The organism is Steroidobacter agaridevorans, from assembly GCF_009932555.1.
GTDB classification, from domain to species: domain Bacteria; phylum Pseudomonadota; class Gammaproteobacteria; order Steroidobacterales; family Steroidobacteraceae; genus Steroidobacter; species Steroidobacter agaridevorans.
This window is the reverse complement of record NZ_BLJO01000001.1, coordinates 473,343-494,863: the sequence shown is the minus strand read 5'-3', so window position 1 is coordinate 494,863 and position 21,521 is coordinate 473,343. Positions and strand designations below refer to the sequence as shown.

Below are 21,521 nucleotides of genomic sequence, written 5' to 3'. Positions count from 1 at the left end.
ATGCACATGAAATGGCTTTTCTGGATTTGTGCGTTTGGCGCCGTTTATAGCTACGCGATCTATCCGCTGTTGCTCCGCCTGCTGGTACCGGTTCGCAAGCAGCACGGCGCCGTTGCTGAGTACGCTCCCGCAGTGACCCTGGTCATCGCCTGCCGCAATGAGGAGCGGCGCTTGCCGCACAAGATCGAGAACGCGCTGCAGGTCGCTTATCCGCTATCCGAGATCCTGGTTGCCTCCGACTGCTCCGACGATCGTTCGGACGAGATCACGCTGAGCTACGCCGACCGTGGCGTCCGCCTGGTGCGCTCGGAGCGGCGCATGGGCAAGGAGCACGCACAGGGGCTCGCCATCGCCAGCGCACGCGGCGACATCATCGTGTTCTCGGATGCGGGCACCGATCTGCCGAAGGAATCGATCGGCTTCATCGTCGAGCGCTTTCGCGACCCGGCCGTCGGCGCCGTCTCCAGCGAGGACTTGTTCGTGACCGCCGATGGCAAGGTCGCGGGCGAAGGCGCCTACGTCAAATATGAGATGTGGCTGCGTCGGCTCGAATCGGATCGCGCCGGCGTGGTCGGGCTGAGCGGCTCGTTTTTCGCGGTGCGGCGCTCGGTGCTCACCTCCTGGGACGCCACGATTCCGAGCGACTTCGCCTGCGCCTTGAAAAGCGTCCAGGCGGGCCTGGTCGCGGTGTCCGATTCGCGCGTGCGTGGCATCTACAAGGACATCAAGGACTCGAAGAAGGAATATCAGCGCAAGGTGCGCACGGCCGTGCGCGGCATGACCGGTCTAGCGCGTCTGGCCGGCGTGCTCAGTCCGTTTCGCTACGGCACATTTGCGTTCCAGATCTGGAGCCACAAGGTCATGCGCTGGATGGTGCCGTGGTTTCTGCTGGGCTTGCTGGCCGCATCGTTCGCGCTGGCGCCGGTGCATGGGTTCTATCGATTTGCACTTTTTGCGCAACTGCTCGGATACGGGTTGGTGATCGCGGCGCATTTCTTTGCCGCCGTGCGCGGGCTCGGGCTCACACGGATCGCGTACTACTTCGTTCAGGCCAACGTCGCGCTGGCGCATGCCGCGCTCCTGTTCGTTGCCGGACGCCGGATCGTGGTGTGGGAGCCGTCGGTGCGGTGAGCGGGAAGTGCTGACGAGAAGTGCTGAGCAGTCCCGGTTCGGCGGCTCGCTTTATGGTTAACTTGCCGCTGGCGCGGGCCGCGCACCAGACATCGAAGGGCGACGCATCGTGACGGACGAGAAACCCAAACTACTCATCGTCGAGGACGACCTGGGCCTGCAGAAGCAGCTCAAATGGTGTTTCGACGAGCACGAAGTGCTGATCGCAGGGACGCGCGCCGAAGCCATGGCGCAGTTGCGGCGCTTCGAGCCCGCCGTCGTGCTGCAGGATCTGGGACTGCCGCCCGATCCGGAGGGCGTCAGCGAAGGCATGGCAACGCTCAAGGAGATCCTGAGTGTCGCGCCGCAGGTCAAGGTGATCGTCGTCACCGGCAATCACGACCGCGACAACGCGGTGCGCGCCGTGTCATTGGGTGCTTATGACTTCTATCAGAAGCCTGTCGACACGGATGTACTGCGCTTACTGGTCAATCGCGCGTTTCACATCCACGCGCTCGAGGAACAGAACCGTCAGTTGCGTCAGGCGCAGTCCTCGACGCCGCTGGAAGGTCTGATTGCGACCGACGAAGCGATGATCAAGGTCTGTCGCATGGTCGAGCGCGTCGCCCCCACGGATGTTTCCGTGCTCATTCTCGGCGAGAGCGGCACCGGCAAGGAATTGCTCGCGCGCGCCGTGCACTCACAGAGCGGACGCCGCGGCGGCAAGTTCGTTGCGATCAACTGCGCGGCGATTCCCGAGCAGTTGCTCGAGAGCGAGCTGTTCGGTCACGAGAAGGGCGCATTCACTGGCGCCGTGAAGCAGACGATCGGCAAGATCGAGACTGCCGACGGCGGTACGCTGTTCCTGGACGAGATCGGCGACATGCCGCTGCCGCTGCAAGCAAAGCTGCTGCGTTTCCTACAGAACAAAGTCATCGAGCGGGTGGGTGGCCGACAGGAGATCCCGGTCAATGTTCGCGTCGTGTGCGCGACCAACAAAGATCTGCAAGCGCAGATCCCCGAACAGCGCTTCCGCCAGGACCTGTACTTCCGCATCAATGAGGTCGTGATCAACGTGCCGCCGCTGCGCGACCGTCCGGGCGGCACGACGGTGCTCGCGCACGCACTGCTGCGCAAGTACGGCGGCATGCATGGTCGGCCGAAGCGCGGCTTCACCGAAGAGGCGGTCGCCGCCATGGAATCCTACGAGTGGCCGGGCAACGTGCGTGAGCTCGAGAACCGCGTGAAGACGGCGATGATCATGGCCGACGGCCCGATGATCACCGCTGCCGATCTCAATCTCGCCGAAGCCGTCGACGGCGCGCTGTTGTTCAATCTGAAAGAAGTGCGCACGCGAGCCGAACGCCAGGCGATCCGGCAGGCGCTGTCGATCACCAACGGCAACATCTCGCGCACTGCCGAGCTGCTGGGCGTGAGTCGTCCCACGCTCTATGACTTGATGGAGAAGTACAACATCAGGTTTCAGCAGTGATTGAGAACTCCCTGGCCAGTAGCGAAGTTGCAGGACAGCGCGCGCTACCGGGCGCGGCGTGGCGGTGCGCGGCCATCTGCGTGTTTCTGCTCGCGACCACGTTCGTGTTGCTCTGGCCGACGACAGCATCGCTGATGGTGGCGTGGGAAAGTTCGAGCGAGACCCCCTACACGCATGGCTACCTGGTAGCGGCGCTCAGCATCTGGCTGCTGTGGCGCGATCGCCATCGCCTGCGGACAATTCCGGCAACACTGATGCTGTCCGCAGCCGTGCCGCTGGCGGCAATCAGCGTGTTGTGGCTCGTCTGCGTGCGTGCAGGCATTCAAACAGCACATCAGTTCCTGTTGCCGATTATCGTGTGGCTGGCCATCTGCACCGTCCTTGGCTGGCGCGTCGCCGTGGCGAGCGCCTTCGCCGTGGGCTACCTGTACTTTGCCGTGCCAGTCTGGGGCGTGATCAATGGCGCGTTACAGGATGCGACCGTAGTCGCAGTCGATGCGCTGCTGCGCGCCACCGGCGTGCCGGCCTATGTCGAGGGGAACTTCGTGCACCTCGCGGCAGGGACCTTCGAGGTCGCCGGCGGCTGCAGCGGGCTGCATTATTTCATCGTTGCGTTCGCGATCAGCGCGCTGTACGGCGAGGTGCACCGTGACTCATTGAGAGCGCGGCTGCGGATCGTGGCATTGGCGCTGGTGCTTGCGCTGGTGACGAATTGGCTGCGCGTGTACACCATCATTCTCGCCGGATATTTCACGGACATGCAGCATTACCTGGTGCGGGTCGATCACTCCACCTACGGTTGGGTCGTGTTCGCGGTGATGATGGTGGTCTTCTTCCTCATCGTGCGCCGGTTGCCGGTCTCGGCTGCGGAGGAACAGACGCAACCTGCACCCGCAGAATCCATCGCGTTGCCGTCGAGATGGCCGCTCGCGCTCGCGACTGCACTCGCGGCGATCGCTCTCGGGCCGATTTGGAGCGTGCTTTCGCCGATATCGCCTGCGACCTTGCCGCAAGAGGGCGAGTTGCTTCCATCGGCGGCTCCGTGGTCCGCGGCTTTGGGAGGAGGGCGCTCATCTTGGCAGCCGACATTCCGCGGCGCCGATGTCGAGCAGCGTGGCAACTATCAGCGTGGCGGTATGCTGATCGAAGGCTACGCCGCGGCCTACGCATCGCAGACGCAGCGCAAGGAACTGATCGGCTACACCAATTCGATCGCCGGCGCCGATGCCGACATTGTCGGGTCGGCGCGTATCGAGCCTCGCGGTCCCGTCAACGAGCTCATCGTGCAGGACGCGCAGCGCGAGCAGTTCGTGCTCTGGTACTTCTATCGCATCGGGTCGCTGCAAACCGTCAACGGTTTCATTGCGCAAGTGGCGTACGGCGTGACATCGCTCACTGGCTCGCCGATGTCGACAGTCATCGCACTGCGCGCGCCGTGTGGTGCGGATTGCAATGCCGCTCGCGACGAGCTGCAGGGCCTGATCCGCGCGGTTGATCTCTAATGGGTCGCACTATGGCTCGAGTACGGATTATTCGTTCCCTCATCATCGTCCTCGCCGGCGCCTGGTTGTGCAGCGGCTGCGATCGCTTCATCGACGCCGAGGCGCGCATCGGCCGGGCGCAGAAACAGATTGCCGAAGGCAACGATCGAGCAGCGTTTATCGAGCTGCAGAATGCGGTGCGTAGCGAGCCGGACAACGTGCCGGCGCGGCTCATGCTCGCGGAGCTTTCGTTGCGGCTCGGCGATCCCAAATCGGCGGATCGTGAGCTGGCGCAGGCGCTGCAGGTCGGCGCGTCGGCCGAGCAGGTGGCCGTGCTGGGGGCCGATATCCGGCTCGCGCTCGGCGAGACGCAGCAACTGCTCACGCAAATCGATACCGGCGAAAGCGGGCTCGCAGAACCGGCGCTCTCGACGTATCGCGGCCTGGCTCTGTTGAAGTTGAATCAGAGCGAGCAGGCGATCGCTGCATTTCAAAAGGCGCTGCAAGCCGACGCGAAGTCGAGTCGCGCAAGTATCGGGCTTGCTGAGGCGCTGGCTGCGTCCGGACAGTCGGACAAGGCACTGGAAGTTCTCAATGCCGTGCTCGAGACCAATTCGAAGGACGCCACCGCGCTGCTGTCAAAGGGCACGCTGCTGGCGCGCCGGGGAGAAACGTCCGCTGCCTTGGCGGCGTTGACCGATGCGCGACAGAACGCCGCCGGTCAGCTGTCCATGGCGCAATACGTCGCTCTGCTCGCGGCGCTGGTCGAGACCCATCTCGCTGCTGGCGATCTCGCCGGCGCCGACGCCGCGCAGGCTGAGATCGCCAAGCTCTCGCCGGATTCGGCACTGACACAGCTGCTGGCCGGCCGGATTGCATTTGCGCGGCGGGATTACACGAACGCGGTCGCGGCGGCACAAAAAGCCTTGAGAGCCGCGCCTGGATCGGCGCAGGTGAAGTTCCTGCTCGCCGTCGCGCTGCTGGAACAGGGAAACTTGAATCAAGCCGAAGCGCAGCTCGCGGGGTTGGTGCGGATGGCGCCGGAGAACGTCGAGGCCCGCAAGTTGCTGGCCCGAGTGAATCTGCGTCTGCGGCGTCCTGATGTAGCGATGCAACTGCTCACAGCCGCGCAGCAGACCGGTGTCGAGGATCCGGAGATCGACGCGCTGCTCGTTCCGGCATTGGCGGCGGTCGACGGGAAAGCGGCGGCGCGCGCGCAGATCGATCGCATGGTGGCAGCGAAGCCGAACGACGTCGACGAGTTGAGGCGCGCCGCCTCGCTCTACGCGGTACAGCGCGAGTTCGATCTGGCCCGAAACACGCTCGCGCGAGCGCTCAAGCTGCGCGAAGGAGACCCGGCTACGCTGATGGCGCTGGCGCGGGTCGAACATGCAGCCGGACAACGAAAGGTCGCGGTCGAGGTGGCACAGCAGGCCGTCTCTGCAAGTCCTGAGGATGCTGGTGCCCGCATGCTGCTGGCGCAGCTTGCGGCGGCCGGTGGCGATCTGCCGCGCGCGATCGAGCAACTCGAGTACGTGCGGGCCAAGGATGCCAATGCAACCGAAGCGCGCGTCATGCTGGCGAGCGCTTATCTTCGGCAGCAGAACGACAAAGCGGCGGATGCCGTGATCGGCGAGTTGCAGTCGGCGGGTAAGAGCAAGTTCGCCGTAGCTAATGCGCTCGGAAACCTGTACGCGGTTCGCGGCCGATACCAGGAAGCGCGGGCCTGGTTTCAAGACGCCGCGCGCCTGGAGCCCGGCAATCCGCAGCCGCAGTTGAACGTGGCTCGCATGCAGCTGGCGGTAGGAGACAAAGTGCTCGCGCGCGAGACTTTGGAGAAGGTCGTCGCGGCACACCCGGATTCGTTGTCAGCCGCGGTCGAGCTCATTTCGCTGGATCTGCGTGATGGGCGGCCCGAGGCGGCGCGTGAGCGGATCGCACGGCTCAAGACCGCTCATCCGAATGACGCGGCGGTCGCGGTTATCGAGGGTGACGTTGCGATGGCCTCGAAGGCCTACTCAACCGCGGCGTCCGCATATGAGTCGGCAGCGCGGCTCGCGCCGTCCGGCAGCACTGCGGTACGGCTTTCCCGCGCCCGGCGGCTCGGTAATATGCCTGAGCCGGGCCGGCCGCTGGCCGAATGGCTGGACAAGAATCCGGACGACCTGGCGGTCCGGCTGGTTCTGGCCGAGGATCACATGACCGATGGCCGGACCGATCGCGCCATCGCCGAGTATGAGCGGGCGGTTCAAGCCGACGCGCGCAGCCCGATGGCCCTCAACAATCTCGCCTGGCTCTATCAGCAGAAGGGCGATGCGCGTGCGCGTGAAGTCGCAAAACGTGCGCACGAGCTGGCCCCTGATGTCGCTGCCATTGCCGATACGTATGGTTGGATACTAGTGCAGTCGGGCGATGTGGGCGGCGGCCTGGCGGTGCTGAAGCAGGCGGTTTCCGGCGCCACCCCACAGCCCGATATTCGCTATCACTACGCGGCGGCCCTGGCCAAGGCTGGGCAACGCGACGCGGCGCGCGCCGAGTTGGTAGAGCTGATGCGCACCAAGGAGCAATATTCGGCCTCGGCCGACGCCCGCAAACTGCTCGCTGAACTAGGCGGCGAGTGAAGCGTTAGATTCGGCGCTGTCGCGGTTCTGATACGCTTGCGTGAAATCAGGACCATGCACGCCGCAAAAAGGCAGCGATCTGCTGAACTTCCATAGGGTCCTCGTACAGCCCGGCGACACCATTTCATGTCCATTCCGAGATCATCCATGCATGCGCACCTAACCATGAGGCCGCCGGCCTTCGGCCGTCTGTTGCGATGTATTTATTTGATTTTCTTGGTGAATGTGATGTTTTCGGAAATGGCGTGCGCGGCCCAGTCCACGCCGGTCCGGGCCACCCCGGCGCAGGCCGCACCGTCGCCGGCCACGCCGACCCAGCCCGCGGCTGCCCAGGCCGAAGGGCCGGCGCAGAGCAAAGTGGGCAATGATTACGTCATCGGCCCCGGCGATACGGTGCAAGTGTTCGTGTGGCGCAACCCCGAGCTGACCACGACGGTCCCGGTGCGGCCGGACGGCAAAATCTCCACCCCGCTGGTCGAGGACATGGTGGCGGTCGGCAAGACGCCATCGCAGCTTGCCCGCGACATCGAGACAGTGCTGTCGGAGTACGTCCGCTCGCCGCAGATCAACGTGATCGTCACCCAGCCCGCCAGCGCGCTCAGTCAGGTCCAAGTGATCGGCCAGGTCGTGCGGCCGGCGCCGATCCCCTATCGAGACGGACTCACCGTGCTGGATGCGGTGCTGGCCGTGGGCGGGCTTGGTCCATTCGCGGCGGGCAATCGCGCCAAGATCGTGCGCACCGAAAACGGCAAGCAGCGCGAGATCAAGGTGAAGATTTCCGATCTGGTCAATGAAGGCGACCTGGGGCAGAACATCAAGCTGCAGCCGGGCGACGTTGTCGTAGTTCCACAGTCGCGGTTCTGACATGCAAGAAGCACTGGACCTGATCGTCAGCCAGATCCGCGGTGCGTGGCGATTCCGCCGCTATGCGCTGATCGCGGCCTGGATCGTCGCGCCGCTCGGCTGGATCGCGATCTTCGCGTTGCCTGATGTTTATCAGGCGAGCTCGCGCGTCTTTGTCGACACCAAGACCGCCCTCAAGCCCGCGCTCAAGGACCTGGTGCTCGATCAGGACGTGAACGGGCAGCTGAACCTGGTGCGGCAATCGCTGCTGGCCGGACCGCAGCTGGAGCCGGTGGCGCAGGAAGTCGGCCTGATCGATACGCGCATCATGACGCCACAGCAACGGCTGCGGATCCTCAACGACATCCGCGATCGCGTGACGATTGACGTGAGCCTCGCGGGCGGTCAGCAAGATGAAACGGACCGCGACGCCGGCAGCATTTATTCCATCCAGTATGAGGACGTGTCGCGCGAGCGAGCGGTCAAGCTGGTGGAAGTCCTGCAGAACAACCTCATCGAGAAAACGCTCGGTGGCAAGCGCAGTGGCTCGGAGAGCGCGCAGAAGTTTCTCGAGGCGCAGATCCGCGACGACGAGAACAGGTTGCGGCAGGCCGAGGAACGGCTGGCCGCATTCAAGAAGAGCAACGTCGGCCTGATGCCGACGGAGCAGGGCGGATATTTCATGCGCCTGCAGACGGAGATGGACGCAGTCACCGAGGGCCAATCGAGGCTTGCGATCGCGACATCCCGGCGCGACGAGTTGCAGCGCCAGCTGCGGGGTGAGGCGCCTGTCGCGGCCGCTGCCGGTGTCTCAAGTGCACCCACAGCGTCCGGCGCGGCGGGGGGTAGTGGCGGCGACACGCTGTCGCGCATCGCTGAGACGCAGGCGAGGCTGGACGATTTGCTGCTGCGATTCACGGACAAACATCCCGACGTCATCGCGCAACGTGACACGCTCGAAGCGCTCAAGCAACGCCGCGAGGCCGAAGTTGCCGCTTTGCGTCGCGGCGATCCCAATGCGGCGGCGGCCAGCGGTGCGAGCCGCAACCCCGTGTATCAGAGCATCCAGCTGGCATTGAACGAGGCGGAAGTCGAAATCGCCTCGCTGCGGCGGCAGGTCTCGGATCACCAGGGCAAGGTTGCGGAACTGCGCAAGATGCTCGACACCATGCCGCAGGTCGAGGCTGAGTTCGCACGGTTGAATCGCGATTACGATGTGACCCGCGCCCGGTACACGGCGCTGGTCGAGCGCCTGGAGAAATCGCGCCTCGGCGAGGAAGCGGCGACCAGCGGGTCGGTGCGGTTCGATGTGATCGAGCCGCCGAACGCCGGCTTCAAGCCCATCTCGCCCAAGCGTTCGATCCTGGTGCTCGCGACCCTCGTCGTCGCGATCGGATTCGGCGCCGCTATCGCATTCCTGATGCATCAGCTCAAGCCCGTATTCAATTCGGCGCGAGGACTGACGGAGGCCACCGGCCTGCAGGTGCTCGGTGCGGTCAGCATGATCTGGGTCGATGAGGTGCGCGCGAACGAAAAGCGAGCCTACGTGCGTTACGGCGTTGCGTTGCTCGGGTTGTTCGTCGTCGGCGCCGTCGTCCTGCAGATGAGCCGTATGGGTATCCGGCTCGGGCCGCAGCCGGGAGCGTAAGGACGTCACATGAGTCTCGTAGAACGCGCAATCAAGAAGCTGCAGGAATCCGCCGCGAATTCCAGCGCACCGCCTCGCCCCTCGTCGGCGGGACGCGTGGTCGAAGTGGCGCCGCAGCCGGTCGCCGCGGCCGAGACCTCACCACTGCGACCGCACGTCGAACGCCCGACTCGCATCGTCAACATCGACAAGGAGGCTCTGCGCGCCATGCGCTTGATGCCGCCGACCGCGATGGAGCGCCGCGCCGCCAGTCAGTATCAGCGAATCAAGCGTCCACTAGTGGCTGCGGCTCGCGGCAAGAGCGATCCGCCGATCGAGAACGGTCACCTGGTAATGCTGGCCAGCGCTCTGCCCGGCGAGGGCAAGACTTTCACCAGCATCAATCTGGCGCTGAGTCTCGCGCGCGAGAAAGATCTCGAGGTGCTGCTGGTCGACGCCGACGTCGCCAAGCCGCATGTGAGCCGTGTGTTGGGCGTGGAGGCGGAGCGCGGCCTGCTAGACCTCTTGACCGATAGCAGCCTGCATCCGGAATCGGTCATTCTCGGCAGCAATGTGCCGGGGCTGACGATTCTTCCCGCCGGGAAGCACACCGAAATGGCGACCGAGCTGCTGGCCAGCGAACGCATGCATGAGGTTGCGGCGGAGCTGGCGGCGTCCAGCGGCGGACGGCGGATCGTTCTGTTCGATTCACCGCCGCTGCTGTTGTCGACCGAGTCGCAGGCGCTGATCAGCAGCATCGGACAGGTGGTCTTGATCGTGCGGGCCGAATCCACGCCGCGCAGTGCCGTCTTGTCAGCGATCGAGACGCTGGGTGACAGCAAGCCGATCAGCCTGATACTGAATCAGAGCAGCATCGAACCGGACGCCGGCCACTACGGCTACGGTTCGTACGGCGATGCCGGGGTTAGCGAGGCCGGCAGCTGAGCATCGCATCGCAGATAATGGGGAAGGGTGGTCCGGTGGACAATCGAAAGAACACACGCCAGGTGCGTGCGGCGGTGCTGGCTGCGCTGCCCTTGCTGGTCGTCAGCGGCGTTTCGGCCGCAGCCACACTCGATTATCAGCTCACCGCGGGCGGTGGCCACAGCGACAACATCCGCCGCGTCGCTGTCGACGAGGAGTCGGAGAACATCGCCAGCGCCGGCGTGCAGTTTTCGCTCGATCAGCGCAGCTCGCGCTTGTACGCGGACCTGGTCGGCAACTTTGCCTACTACGACTACCTGGACGATACGTTCGATGACGAAGTGCTCGGCAACTTCGCCGGCCAGGCGCGCTTTGCGATCGCACCCGAGCGCTTCGAGTGGCTGATCGCCGATAATTTCGGCCAGGTGCTCAGCGATCCGTTCCTGCCCTCGACGCCGGAGAATCGCGAGAACATCAACTATTTCACCACCGGTCCCGATCTGCTGTTCGCGTTAGGCTCGCAGACGCGGCTGCGCTTCGGCGGCCGCTATTCGATGACCGCGTACGAGGACACCGAGGTCGACTCCGACACCGTGCTCGGAGAGATCGAGCTGTCCCGCCTGCTCTCGAGCGCAAGCTCCATCGGACTCGTCACGCGAGCGCAGCAGATCGATTACGACAACGCGGCGCTCAATGCCGACTACGATCAGGGCGAGGCGTTCCTGCACTACGCCACCGAGGGCTCGCGCACGCTCCTGACAATGGACGCCGGCTATACGCGCATCGAGCGCGATGCGATGGACAATACGGAAAGCGGCCCGCTGTTCAGACTGGATGTGACTCGCAGGCTCACGGCGGCAACGACCGCGAGCCTGTCGCTGGCGCGCGAGTTCTCGAGCGCAGGCAGCGATTTCGCATCGACTCAGTCGCAAAGCATCGGCTTGGAAACAGCCGCGGGACGACAGACCGCCGAGCCGTTCACCCGCGAGTCCATCGGGCTGAACTGGACCTTCACACGCAACCGGACCAGTCTGTCGCTGTCCGGCTCGTGGGATGACCATACCTATGACGCCCAGCCGGCACTGGATCAGAAGCTCACATCGGGCACAGTTGCGGTTCGCCGCGACCTGTCGCCGGTGATGTCGCTGATCCTGGATGGCGGGTATCTGCGCTCGGCGTTCGAGCAGCAGGGCGGCGACTACACCGAAGCCAGCGGCGGCTTGACGTTCTCGTGGCGCCTGTCGAGCCGTGTCTCGATCAACGCGACCTACGACCACGTCGACCGTGACAGCGATCAACAGATCGGCGACTACACCGAAAATCGCTACTGGTTCTACATCGGCTATGGACGCGGCGTTCCGCGCACCACGATGTTGCCGCACCAATTCGCGGTCGACGCTGCGAATCCGGAGCGCTGAGCAGTGGACTCCCGTATGCCGACGATCGTCAACGCGATGTCCGTGGACGTCGAGGACTACTTCCACGTCGCCGCGCTCGCCGGCTCGATCGACCGTTCACGTTGGGACGACATGGAGTATCGCGCCGAGGAGAACACGCGTCGGCTGCTCGATCTGTTCGACGAGTTCCAGATGAAGTCGACCTTCTTCGTGCTCGGCTGGGTGGCGCATCGCAGCCCGCAGCTGATCCGCGAGATTCATCGGCGCGGTCATGAGGTCGCGAGCCACGGCATGAGCCACAAGCTCGTGTACAACCAGACGCCGGCGGAGTTCGCGAGCGAGACCTACACGTCGAAGGCGCTGCTCGAGGACCTGATCGGTGAGCCGGTGCTCGGCTATCGCGCCTCGACGTATTCGATCACCAAGCGCTCGCTGTGGGCGCTCGATATTTTGAAAGAGGCGGGATTCGCCTACGACTCGAGCATCTTCCCCATTCGTCACGACGCTTACGGCATTCCCGACGCGCAGCCGGTGCCCGGGCTGGTCGCGACGCCGAAAGGCGCGCACATCGTCGAGTTCCCGATGTCGACGGCGCCGATGTTCGGGGTGCGCCTGCCGGTATCGGGCGGCGGATACTTCAGGCTACTGCCGTATTCGTTGACGCGCGCCGGGCTGCACAAGCTCAACGAGAAGCTGCAGCGGCCGTTTATCTTCTACCTGCATCCCTGGGAGATCGATCCGCAGCAGCCGCGTGTCAAGACGAAGCTGCTCTCGAAACTGCGTCACTACACGAATCTCGACAGGTGCGAAGCGCGCTTGCGTCGACTGATCGGCGAGTTTCGGTTCGCACCCGTGCGCGACGTACTTCGATCCAAGCAATTGCTGGCGAGAGAGACCAGCCGTCCGATGGCGACGCCCGAAGGAGCGTACGCCCAATGACGAGTTGCGAAGGTGCTGCCGTGTCTGCGCTCACGGTGTCGGTCAGCACTGCGCCCAGCCCGGACTGGGACGATTTCGTTCGATCGCGCGAGGCCAGCATCTATTTGCTGAGCAACTGGGCGTTGCTTGCCCGGGACGTCTTCGGACATCACGCGCTGTTCGTCGAGGCGCGCCATGCGGATGGCCGGTTGGCGGGCGTTCTGCCGATCGTGCAGCAGAAGAGCCTGCTCGGCAATTTCATGACCTCCATTCCCTTCTTCAACTATGGAGGAGCGCTGGCGGACAGTCGCGAGGCGCGTTTTGCCCTCATGGATAGAGCTCGCCAGATCGCGCGCGCAGCGCGTTGCTCTTATCTCGAATTGAGAGATACGGATCCAAGCTCCGACGGCTGGAGCGCTCGCACCGATAAAGTGACGATGATTCTGCAATTGCCGGCGACCACGGATGCGTTGTCGAAGGCGCTCGGATCCAAGCTGCGATCGCAGATCAAGCGTGCTGACCGGGAGACCATCGCGGTGCGTACCGGCGGGCGAGAGCTGCTCGACAGCTTCTATGCCGTATTCGCTCAGAACATGCGCGACCTGGGCACTCCCGTGTACCCGAAGAGATTCTTTGCGGCGATCCTCGAACGATTCAGCGAGCACGCAACGCTCGTCGTCATCGATCATCAGGGCGTGCCATCCGCCGCGGCCTTTCTCGTGATCGATGGCGCGCGGGCGGAAATTCCGTGGGCCTCCTGCCGCGCGCAAAGCAAGTCGGTCGGGCTCAACATGAAGCTGTATTGGGAAGTGCTCCGACACGTCATCGAGCGCGGCTCTACGTCGTTCGATTTCGGACGCTCGACGATGGACAGCGGTACCTTCAAGTTCAAGAAGCAGTGGGGCGCCGAGCCGCAGCAGTTGTATTGGCATCGCTGGGAGCGCGACGCGGATCCGGCGAAGGCGGGCGTTGCGGCGAAAGAGAGCCGCTTGATGCGTTACGCAACCTCCGTGTGGCAGAAGCTGCCCCTGGGCGTCGCCAACGCGCTGGGCCCGCTGGTGAGCCCGAGTCTGCCCTGGTGATGAGACCCGCCAGCGTCCGCCGCGAGCCGGATCAGCCGATGGGCAACGCAACTGGCAAGCCGGAAACAGCAGTAGTGGATACCACGACGTGGTTCCGCTGCACGATGCTGTATCTCCTGGTCGACTACGCCCGGCCTCAGGACCTGATCCCCGGCGTCGGCGCGATCCGCCCGGCGCTGCTGGTGATGGCGGTCCTCATTTTCTTTCTCATCAAGCATCGGGCGCTGCTGGTCCGCGGCGCCAAACAGATCAGGATGATCTGGTATTTCATCGCGCTGCTCGGGCTGTTCATTCCGTTCGCGAGAAACAACTACTACGCGTATGCGACTTTCAGCGAGATGCTGAAGTTCATGCCGTTCATCCTGTCGCTGCTGATCTGCGTCAATTCGATCGAGCGCCTCAAGACCTTCGTCAAGTTCTACGTCGGCTTGATGATCTATATCTCGCTGTATGCGATGACCCATGGCGGCATGGGCTCGGGCAACTATTTCGCCGACGAGAACGACGTGTCCCTGTACATCAACATGGTCATCCCGTTCTGTTACTTCCTGTTCCTGATCGAGGAAAAGAAGTGGACCAAGGTGTTCTACGGCACGGCGCTGATGATCGGGCTGCTCACGGTCGTCATCTCGTTCTCCCGCGGCGGCTTCGTCGGTCTCGTGATCATGTTCTTCATCGTGTGGCTGGTCAGCCCGCGCAAGATGGTCACGGTCGTCGCGATCCTGTTCCTGGGCACCATCGTCTACTTCTACGCCGGCGAGACCTACCTCAACGAAATGGGCACGGTGACGGACACGAAGGAAAGCACGGCGAAGGCCCGTTTGAACTCATGGGCTTCCGGCTTGGACATGTTCCTCGACAATCCGCTTGGGGTCGGCGGCAACAACTTCCAGGTCCGCTTCCCGGAGTATCAGGGCGATCGGTTCAACCGGGGCATGTGGGGACGCGTTGCGCATTCGCTGTGGTTCACGCTCATCCCCGAGACCGGCATCTTCGGCATCGTCATCTATCTCAGGCTGCTGATCTACAACCTCAAGGATGCCCGGGCGATCAGGACCCGCAGGAAAGTGCTGAGTGGTGACGATCGCTATTTGAACGCGATGTCGATCGCGTTCCTCGCGTCGCTGGCCGGCTTCTTCGCCTCCGCGAGCTTCATCTCAGTGCTCTACTATCCGCACTACTGGTATCTCACCGCGATGATCGTCGCTACGGTGCGAATCCGAAAGAAGTTGAGCGAGGCGCCCGAGGACGACGCGCTGGAGAAGACGCCGGGCAAGCCGTTCGGCAAAGCCTTGCGCAAGGCGGTTGGTAGGACCGCCTAGCGCAGCATTTACGTCTGAGTCAGCACCTTCTCGTAGAAGTTCATCGTATTGATGAAGTGCGTCTCTTCGCTGAACTCGGTCTGACAGCGTTTCAGGCCGGCTTCGCCGAGGCGCTGCCGCAGGGCAGGATCGGACATGAGCCGATCGAGCGCGGCCGCCAGCGCGTCCGGATCCTCGGGCGGCACCAGAAGGCCGTCGACTTCGTCCTCGATCACCGTCGGGATCCCGTCGACGTTGGTGCCAATCCTGGGTTTCGCACAGGCCATGGCCTCCACCAGGATTCGCCCCATGGCTTCCGATCTCGACGGCAACACGAAAATGCCGCAGCTGCCGACGTGGGCAGGCATCTCCGGATGATAGACCGGAGGCTGGTGATAGATGCGCGGATGACCCGCCATGGCCGCATTGAGCTCGGTGGGATCGGGGAACCAGCCGAGGATCTTCAGCTTCCAGTCCGGATGTTTGTCGGAGATTTTCTTGAACGCGGCGATCAGCACGTCGACGCCCTTGCGCTTGAAGGGGAAGCCCACGAACAGAACTTCCTTTTCTTCGCGTACCGGCTTGAAGCTGCTGGTGCTTACGTGACAGGGGAAGCGGCCGATGACCTTGCCCTTCACCTTCTTGGCGAACGGATCGATCTGCGTGTCGAACAGCAGCTTGATGCCGTCAGCGCGCTTGAGCACCCAGCCCATGATCGCGGGGATGAGCACCTTTTTGACTTTCACGCTGAGCTTCTCGCCGCCATCCATATATTCGGCGTCGGAGGTGTAGAGGCCGTTGACCTCGGGTGCGAAGCGCGCGCCGAGGATCTTTGCGACGACGACACCGATCATTCCGGTCTTGATCGGATCGTAGGTGACCACTAAATCGAACTTCTCGCCGGCCAGGCGCCGCCGCAGCGCGTACATCATGCAAAACAGGGTGAACTTCAGGTTGGAATACATCCCGTGATGAAAGTGGTAGCGGGCGCACTGGAACTCGAAATCCGCCACCCGGGTCAACTCCAGGATCTTGTCGTCCATCGAGGTCGTCAGTACCGCGCCCTGGCAATACTTGCCCAGGTCCCGATAGTACTTCTCGTTGATGCTCATCTTCGGGCCGGGAGTGATCAACAGAATCTTGTGTGTCATAGGTGATTCTTATCGAGGCGCCGTGGCGGGCTGCTTTTTCAACGATCGGATGGAAGTAAGGAAGGTACGGTCGAACAGCCAGAAGAACAGTCCGTATCCCAGGGCCGAGCACAGGATCTTCACCGGTAGCATGATGCTCACGCCCAACCCCGAGTTCTGCTCGAGGCGTCCCAGGCCGTAGTCTATGGCTACGATGACGGCGACCCCGAGCACCGGCATGCGCAGGGCGCCCAGGTACCGCGAGGTGCTGATGCCGAGAGTGGCATTGGTGGTGCCGAGCCAGACCAGCGTGATCAGCAGGTAAGTCGTGAACCAGGGAATCAGGATCGCCTCTTTCTCGTAGTCGACCGCGAAAAAGTAGGAAACAGACATCAGCACGGCGCACGCCACGTTGAAATACAGTCCCTTGATCGGCTTGCCGAGCGCCATGTGCAGGAAACCCACGACCGCGTTCAGCGTGACCAGAATCTGCGCCAGACACAGGAATTTGAACAGCGTCGACATGGGCACCCATTTGTCTCCCAACAGGATGGGTATCAGCTGATCGCCGAGCAGGAAGCCCGAGACGAATATCGGAAACACCAACGCGGCCGTGAGCTTGATGGTCTTCAGATAGTAGTCGGAGAACGTGCGCAGATCGTCCTGGTAACGGGAGAACAGGGAATAGGTGACCTGATTGATGCTCGATGTGAGCTTCTCGGTCGGCACCTGGGCCAGTTGCAGGGCGAACAGATAAAAGCCCAGCGCCTCGGCCGTCCAGGCGCGCCCCGCGAAGAAGCGGTCCGCGACCTCGAACATGTAGTAGGCGGACGAACTCGCGGCCACCATGATGCCGAAGCTCAGATAACCCTTGGTCTCGGCGAAGTTCAGATTCAATTTCGGGCGCCAGGTCGTGGTGCGATAAACCAGCACCAGCCTGACCACGCCGCGGATCAACCGGCCTCCGATCAGCGTCCATACGCCGCCGCCGAAATAGGCGATGACCAGCATGCCGAGGCAGGAGATGATCGTGGTCTGCATCTCGATCAGCCCGACCGCCTTGTAATTCAAGTCGCGTTTCAGCAGCGACAGCGGCACGACCTGCAGCCCGGTGAACACGAACAGCACGGAGATGGACAGGATCAGCGGAATCACGTCCGGCTCATCGAAGATCTCGGCGGTGATGAACGCGATCGGGATGCAGGCCAGCGCGAACAGCACGCCGACGCCGAGCGAGAACCAGAAGATCGACGACAACTCGCTCTCGGTGGGCTCCTTCTTCTGGATGATGGAGGCGCCGATGCCCATTTCGCTCAGCAGCTCGGCGTAGCCGGTGATCAGCGTCGCCATCGCCGACAAAGCGTAGTCGACCGGCGAGAGCAGCCGGGCGACGACCACGGTGACGCCCCAGGAGAGCACCTGGCTGATCATCTTGAACAGTGCAAACCAGCTGGTGTGCGTTACCGCTTTTTGGGCAAGCGACACAGCCTCGGGTCCCGAGGCGAGGTCTCGTTCTGAAGCCGGAGGGATCGCAGGCGGAACCGAAGGCGGCGTGCTCACTTGGCTCGCCGTCCAGTCAGCGCCTCAGCGTGGCGCAGCAGAATGCTTGCGATGCGTGGCGCGGCCTCGCCGTCGCCGTAAGGATTGTGCGCGCGTGACATCCGCTCGTAAGCGTCCTGGTCATCGAGCAGTTCCTGTATCGACGTGACGATCTTCTCGCGGTTCGTGCCCACCAGCTTGACCGTGCCGGCTTCCACCGCCTCGGGTCTTTCGGTGACATCCCGCATCACCAGCACGGGCTTGCCCAGCGACGGCGCTTCCTCCTGGACCCCGCCGGAGTCGGTCAGGACCAGATGACAGCGATTCATCAGGAACACGAACGGCAGGTAGTCCAGCGGCTCGATCAGGTGAACGTTGGCGACGGCGCCCAGGATGTCCTTCACCGGCCGTTGCACGTTCGGGTTCAGGTGGACCGGGTACACAAAGCGGACCGACGGATTGCTCAAGGCCAGCTCGCGGATCGCTTCGCACAGCTCGGTAAAGCCGCGACCGAAGTTTTCGCGTCGATGTCCCGTGATCAGGATCATGCGGGTGCCCGGCACATCGATCTGCTCCAGCAGCGAGGGCTGCAGGTACTGGCGCCAGAAGCTCGCCGGGTAGTCCGCGATGGTGTCTCGAACCGACAGCAGGGCGTCGATGACGGTGTTGCCGGTGACGTAGATGCTGCTGTCGGCGACGTTTTCCTTCAGCAGGTTCTGGCGTGCGGTCTGCGTCGGCGAGAAATGAAACTGGGTGATGCGTCCGACGAGCGCCCGGTTGGCCTCTTCGGGAAAGGGCGCGCGCATGTTCCCCGTCCGCAGTCCGGCTTCCACGTGCGCAACCGGAATGCCCGCATAGAACGCCGCGAGGCCTGCAGCAAAGCAGGTCGTGGTGTCGCCGTGCACGAGCAGGACATCGGGCTTCAGCTGCGCCAGCGCATCTCGCATCCCGAGCAACACGCGCGCGGTGATGTCATAGAGATCCTGTCCCGCCTGCATGATGTTCAGATCGATCTGCGGCTCGAGGCCGAACAGCGTCAAGACCTGATCCAGCATCTGACGGTGCTGGCCCGTGACGCAAATCGCGCAATCCACTTCGGGTTGCTGCTTCAACGCCTTGACCACGGGGGCCATCTTGATGGCTTCGGGCCGGGTGCCGAAAGCAACGCAAACTTTAAGACTCATATCCGGGAGCGCAGCCTCGTGGTTCGATCAGTGCCCTGTCCATTACAGCGGTGACATCGGCAGGCGACGGATCGTCTGCGATCGCTGGGAGCCGCACCGCAACGGCTGCTTTGTTGTGATTCGGCCGCACTGACTGGAAGGCGCCAGGGACAGTGGTAGCCTCGCAGCAGGCCGGCCGGCCGACCCGGCCGCAGCCGCGAGCCTGGACTGCGGCTCGCCATCGGGCCGATTCTGCCATGAATTTCGCCAGTTACGTCGCATCCAGCATATTCTCAGGTATTGCGCCTCAAGTCGCGGCGGCCGAATTCTCACTTTGTGAGGCAGAGACTCGCGTGCCGAGCGGCCGATGATCCAGAGTAACTATTTTGGGCGCGCAATACCCTCGGCCATCCGGGAACGTTGGTAAATTCTCGAACCGTTGAGCCGCGGCCGGTCGCGCCTGCATGCACTTAAGTGCGGGCCGCGCCATCGTATGGAGCTGTCATAATTGCCATGGTCATTGAAAGGGGGCGCGAAGTGCCAGGAATGGCGGTCGGTCTCGCTCTGAGGTACGGATAGGCGTGATCAAATCGAGCGACAAGACCGATGTGGGCCGGATCAGAATTTGCCATGTCATATCCGCCGATTTGTGGGGCGGCGCCGAAGCTCAGGCTGCGGCGCTGATAGCCAGGCTGGCGGACCGCGCGGACGTGTGTGTGGTGGCGTTCAATCGTGGCGAGCTGTACTCCAGGATGGAAAGCGCCCGCATTCCAGTCGAGCTGGTTGACGAGAGAACTCTCGGATTTGCCGGGCTGGTTCGCCGCATGCACTCGGTGCTGGGCAAGTGGCGGCCCGATCTGGTCCACGTGCACGGTTTCAAGGAGAACCTGGTCGCAGGCATCGCGGCCCGGCTGCGCGGCATTCCCATTGTCCGGACTCATCACGGCCGCGGCATGATCGGGGCCGGCAAGCGTCATGCATACATCGAGCGATTCAACGCCGCGCTGCTCACCGATGGCTTGATCGCCGTTTCGAAGGACCTGGCCGAGTTCCTGCGCGCGAGCGGCATCTCATCGCGGAACTTGCACGTCATCAAAAACGGGATCGCACTCTCGGCGGAGGATCATGGAAGGGCGCCAGCGACGCGCACGGAGCGGCCATTCACTCTCGGCACCGTCGGCCGTCTGGTGCCCGTCAAGAATCACAAGTGCCTGCTCCACGCATTCAAGCTCATTCATGACGAAATCGATGCCGCTCGCCTGATCATCGTCGGCGACGGGCCGTTGGCGGCACAACTGGAGTCCTTGGCGGCGCAGCTGGGCATTTCCGGGCAGGTGCTGTTCACCGGCTTCCAGCGCGACGTAAACCAGTATCTGCGTGGCCTGGACGCATTCGTGCTGAGCTCGCTGCACGAGGGCGTGCCGATGTCGCTGCTCGAGGCCATGAGCATGTACATCCCGGTGGTCTGTACCCGCGTGGGCGGTATTCCGGAGGTGATCACCGACAACCACAATGGAATGCTGGTGGACTCCGACGATGCCGAGTCGCTGGCCGCGGCATTGAAGAAGCTCGCGGCCGATCGCAGCTTCGCCGAACGGCTCGCGGCGAATGCGCGGGCCACGGTAACGGGCGAGCTTTCCTTCGACAGCTGCCTGGCCAGCACGATTTCTTTGTATAGCGCGATGGTTGTGAAATGAACATTCTGTATATCTGGGACGCGGACTACCCCTGGGACGTCCGGGTCGAAAAAATATGCCATGCCCTGATGGCGGGAGGGCACGAGCTGCACGTGGCCGCGCGCAACCTGAAGAAGCGGCCGGTCTACGAAAACATCGACGGGCTGCACGTGCACCGGATCAGGAGCTGGAGCAGCGATCGATTCAACTACTTCGCCTCGTTCCCGCTGTTCTGCAGTCCTGTGTGGAAGGGCTTCCTCGATTCGATCATTCGCGAGCGAGGCATCGATCTCATCATCGTGCGCGACCTGCCGATGGCGATTGCGGGGATCTCGGCCGGCAAGCGGGCAGGCATCCCTGTGATCCTGGATATGGCCGAAGACTATGTAGCGCTGGTGCGCGATATCTGGCACGCCCGGAAATTCCAGGGTCTGAATCTGGTCGTGAGGAATCCTTATCTGGCGAAGCTCGTCGAACGCTACACCTTCAAGCACATCGACCGGATCATGGTCGTGGTCGAGGAGGCCGGCGATGTCGTGATCCGAGGCGGCGGCAAAGCGGACAAGATCACGTTGGTGGGCAATACGCCGGATCTGAAAGGCATCGAGGGCTCCCCCGGCGCCGAGCCCGAGGAGACTCTGCAGCAGATCCGCAATCACTACTCGGTGATCTACACCGGCGGCATCCAGATGGGCCGCGGCTTACAGGTCGTCTTCGACGCCATACCGCAGATCGTCCGCCACATCCCGGATTTCAAGTTCGTTGTCATCGGTGACGGCTACGCGAGCGAAACACTGAAGAAAATGATGCGGGAGAAGGGCGTCGAGCAGCATGTGTCGTGGCTGGGGTGGGTCAAGCACACCCAGTTGCCGAAGTATCTCAATGCGTGTCGTGTCGGGATTGTCCCTCACTTCACTTCCGATCATGTAAACACGACCATACCGAACAAAATCTTCGACTACATGGGTTGCGGGCTGCCCGTGCTCGCCTCGGACGCAAAGCCGATGGTGCGCATCCTGGAGCAGGAACAATGCGGCCGGACCTTTGCGTCCGGCGATGCGTTGCAGTTGACGAAGACCTTGTTGGCGATGCGCGGGCGCGAGGAAGAGCTCGGCGCGAACGGACGGCGGGCAGTGCTGGGGAAATACAACTGGCACGAAGACACCAAAAGGCTGCTGCACCTGGTCGCGGGCCTGGCATCGAAACGACCATAGATC

Annotated in this window: 16 protein-coding genes; 13 read left to right on the top strand and 3 right to left on the bottom strand. The window is 63.1% G+C overall.

Annotated features, from left to right (window positions below):
* Positions 1-6: 6 nt before the first annotated feature.
* The 11 genes from GYH35_RS02135 to GYH35_RS02085 all read left to right on the top strand — a co-directional run bounded on the left by GYH35_RS02135 (position 7) and on the right by GYH35_RS02085 (position 14,817).
* On the top strand, positions 7-1,131 hold the full coding sequence (locus tag GYH35_RS02135; protein ID WP_161813808.1) for a glycosyltransferase: 1,125 nt from the start codon (positions 7-9) through the stop codon (positions 1,129-1,131).
* Positions 1,132-1,240: 109 nt separating this feature from the next.
* A complete protein-coding gene (gene prsR, locus GYH35_RS02130; RefSeq protein ID WP_161813809.1) occupies positions 1,241-2,602 on the top strand; it encodes a PEP-CTERM-box response regulator transcription factor in 1,362 nt (453 codons plus the stop codon).
* Positions 2,599-4,104: an exosortase A gene (gene xrtA, locus GYH35_RS02125; protein ID WP_161827543.1), complete on the top strand. Its 1,506-nt coding sequence runs from the start codon at positions 2,599-2,601 to the stop codon at positions 4,102-4,104. The genes prsR and xrtA overlap by 4 nt, the downstream gene beginning before the upstream one ends.
* An 11-nt stretch (positions 4,105-4,115) precedes the next feature.
* Positions 4,116-6,704 carry a tetratricopeptide repeat protein gene (locus GYH35_RS02120; protein WP_161827542.1) on the top strand — a complete coding sequence of 863 codons (2,589 nt, stop codon included), beginning with the start codon at positions 4,116-4,118 and terminating at the stop codon, positions 6,702-6,704.
* A gap of 147 nt (positions 6,705-6,851) precedes the next feature.
* Positions 6,852-7,568 carry an XrtA/PEP-CTERM system exopolysaccharide export protein gene (locus GYH35_RS02115; RefSeq protein WP_161813812.1) on the top strand — a complete coding sequence of 239 codons (717 nt, stop codon included), beginning with the start codon at positions 6,852-6,854 and terminating at the stop codon, positions 7,566-7,568.
* Between the two features lies 1 nt (position 7,569).
* The gene (locus tag GYH35_RS02110) at positions 7,570-9,195 is read left to right on the top strand and encodes an XrtA system polysaccharide chain length determinant (protein ID WP_161813813.1); all 1,626 of its coding nucleotides are present in this window, start codon (positions 7,570-7,572) and stop codon (positions 9,193-9,195) included.
* Between the two features lie 9 nt (positions 9,196-9,204).
* Entirely contained in the window at positions 9,205-10,119 is a 915-nt protein-coding gene (locus GYH35_RS02105) for an AAA family ATPase (RefSeq protein WP_161813814.1), read from the top strand.
* Between the two features lie 35 nt (positions 10,120-10,154).
* Positions 10,155-11,516, top strand: a complete 1,362-nt coding sequence (locus GYH35_RS02100) for an outer membrane beta-barrel protein (RefSeq protein WP_161813815.1) — start codon at positions 10,155-10,157, stop codon at positions 11,514-11,516.
* A gap of 15 nt (positions 11,517-11,531) precedes the next feature.
* Positions 11,532-12,434, top strand: coding sequence for an XrtA system polysaccharide deacetylase (locus GYH35_RS02095; RefSeq protein WP_161814274.1), 903 nt, complete (start codon positions 11,532-11,534; stop codon positions 12,432-12,434).
* Positions 12,431-13,495: a FemAB family XrtA/PEP-CTERM system-associated protein gene (locus GYH35_RS02090; RefSeq protein WP_161827541.1), complete on the top strand. Its 1,065-nt coding sequence runs from the start codon at positions 12,431-12,433 to the stop codon at positions 13,493-13,495. The genes GYH35_RS02095 and GYH35_RS02090 overlap by 4 nt, the downstream gene beginning before the upstream one ends.
* A 38-nt stretch (positions 13,496-13,533) precedes the next feature.
* Positions 13,534-14,817 (top strand): O-antigen ligase family protein, encoded by a 1,284-nt coding sequence (locus GYH35_RS02085; RefSeq protein ID WP_161827540.1) that lies wholly within the window; start codon positions 13,534-13,536, stop codon positions 14,815-14,817.
* 8 nt (positions 14,818-14,825) lie between these two features.
* On the opposite strand, the gene GYH35_RS02080 is transcribed toward GYH35_RS02085, so the two are convergent.
* The 3 genes from GYH35_RS02080 to wecB form a co-directional block, all read right to left on the bottom strand.
* Positions 14,826-15,947: a glycosyltransferase family 4 protein gene (locus GYH35_RS02080; protein ID WP_161827539.1), complete on the bottom strand. Its 1,122-nt coding sequence runs from the start codon at positions 15,945-15,947 to the stop codon at positions 14,826-14,828.
* A 9-nt stretch (positions 15,948-15,956) separates the two neighbouring features.
* Positions 15,957-17,411, bottom strand: coding sequence for a lipopolysaccharide biosynthesis protein (locus GYH35_RS02075; RefSeq protein WP_161813819.1), 1,455 nt, complete (start codon positions 17,409-17,411; stop codon positions 15,957-15,959).
* Between the two features lie 71 nt (positions 17,412-17,482).
* Positions 17,483-18,649 carry a non-hydrolyzing UDP-N-acetylglucosamine 2-epimerase gene (wecB, locus tag GYH35_RS02070; protein WP_161813820.1) on the bottom strand — a complete coding sequence of 389 codons (1,167 nt, stop codon included), beginning with the start codon at positions 18,647-18,649 and terminating at the stop codon, positions 17,483-17,485.
* 560 nt (positions 18,650-19,209) lie between these two features.
* Between wecB and GYH35_RS02065 the strand changes: the two genes are divergently transcribed.
* On the top strand, positions 19,210-20,325 hold the full coding sequence (locus GYH35_RS02065; RefSeq protein WP_161827538.1) for a glycosyltransferase: 1,116 nt from the start codon (positions 19,210-19,212) through the stop codon (positions 20,323-20,325).
* Positions 20,322-21,518 carry a glycosyltransferase family 4 protein gene (locus GYH35_RS02060; RefSeq protein WP_161813822.1) on the top strand — a complete coding sequence of 399 codons (1,197 nt, stop codon included), beginning with the start codon at positions 20,322-20,324 and terminating at the stop codon, positions 21,516-21,518. The genes GYH35_RS02065 and GYH35_RS02060 overlap by 4 nt, the downstream gene beginning before the upstream one ends.
* The last annotated feature ends 3 nt before the right edge of the window (positions 21,519-21,521 follow it).

What these genes read in the sequence shown, in the direction of transcription:
- GYH35_RS02105 (WP_161813814.1), top strand. Translation starts at nt 9,205, where the DNA reads ATGAGTCTCGTAGAACGCGCAATCAAGAAGCTGCAGGAATCCGCCGCG.
- wecB (WP_161813820.1), bottom strand. Translation starts at nt 18,649, where the DNA reads ATGAGTCTTAAAGTTTGCGTTGCTTTCGGCACCCGGCCCGAAGCCATC.
- GYH35_RS02060 (WP_161813822.1), top strand. Translation starts at nt 20,322, where the DNA reads ATGAACATTCTGTATATCTGGGACGCGGACTACCCCTGGGACGTCCGG.
- GYH35_RS02135 (WP_161813808.1), top strand. Translation starts at nt 7, where the DNA reads ATGAAATGGCTTTTCTGGATTTGTGCGTTTGGCGCCGTTTATAGCTAC.
- GYH35_RS02115 (WP_161813812.1), top strand. Translation starts at nt 6,852, where the DNA reads ATGCATGCGCACCTAACCATGAGGCCGCCGGCCTTCGGCCGTCTGTTG.
- GYH35_RS02110 (WP_161813813.1), top strand. Translation starts at nt 7,570, where the DNA reads ATGCAAGAAGCACTGGACCTGATCGTCAGCCAGATCCGCGGTGCGTGG.
- GYH35_RS02090 (WP_161827541.1), top strand. Translation starts at nt 12,431, where the DNA reads ATGACGAGTTGCGAAGGTGCTGCCGTGTCTGCGCTCACGGTGTCGGTC.
- GYH35_RS02085 (WP_161827540.1), top strand. Translation starts at nt 13,534, where the DNA reads ATGGGCAACGCAACTGGCAAGCCGGAAACAGCAGTAGTGGATACCACG.
- GYH35_RS02095 (WP_161814274.1), top strand. Translation starts at nt 11,532, where the DNA reads ATGCCGACGATCGTCAACGCGATGTCCGTGGACGTCGAGGACTACTTC.
- GYH35_RS02080 (WP_161827539.1), bottom strand. Translation starts at nt 15,947, where the DNA reads ATGACACACAAGATTCTGTTGATCACTCCCGGCCCGAAGATGAGCATC.
- GYH35_RS02120 (WP_161827542.1), top strand. Translation starts at nt 4,116, where the DNA reads ATGGCTCGAGTACGGATTATTCGTTCCCTCATCATCGTCCTCGCCGGC.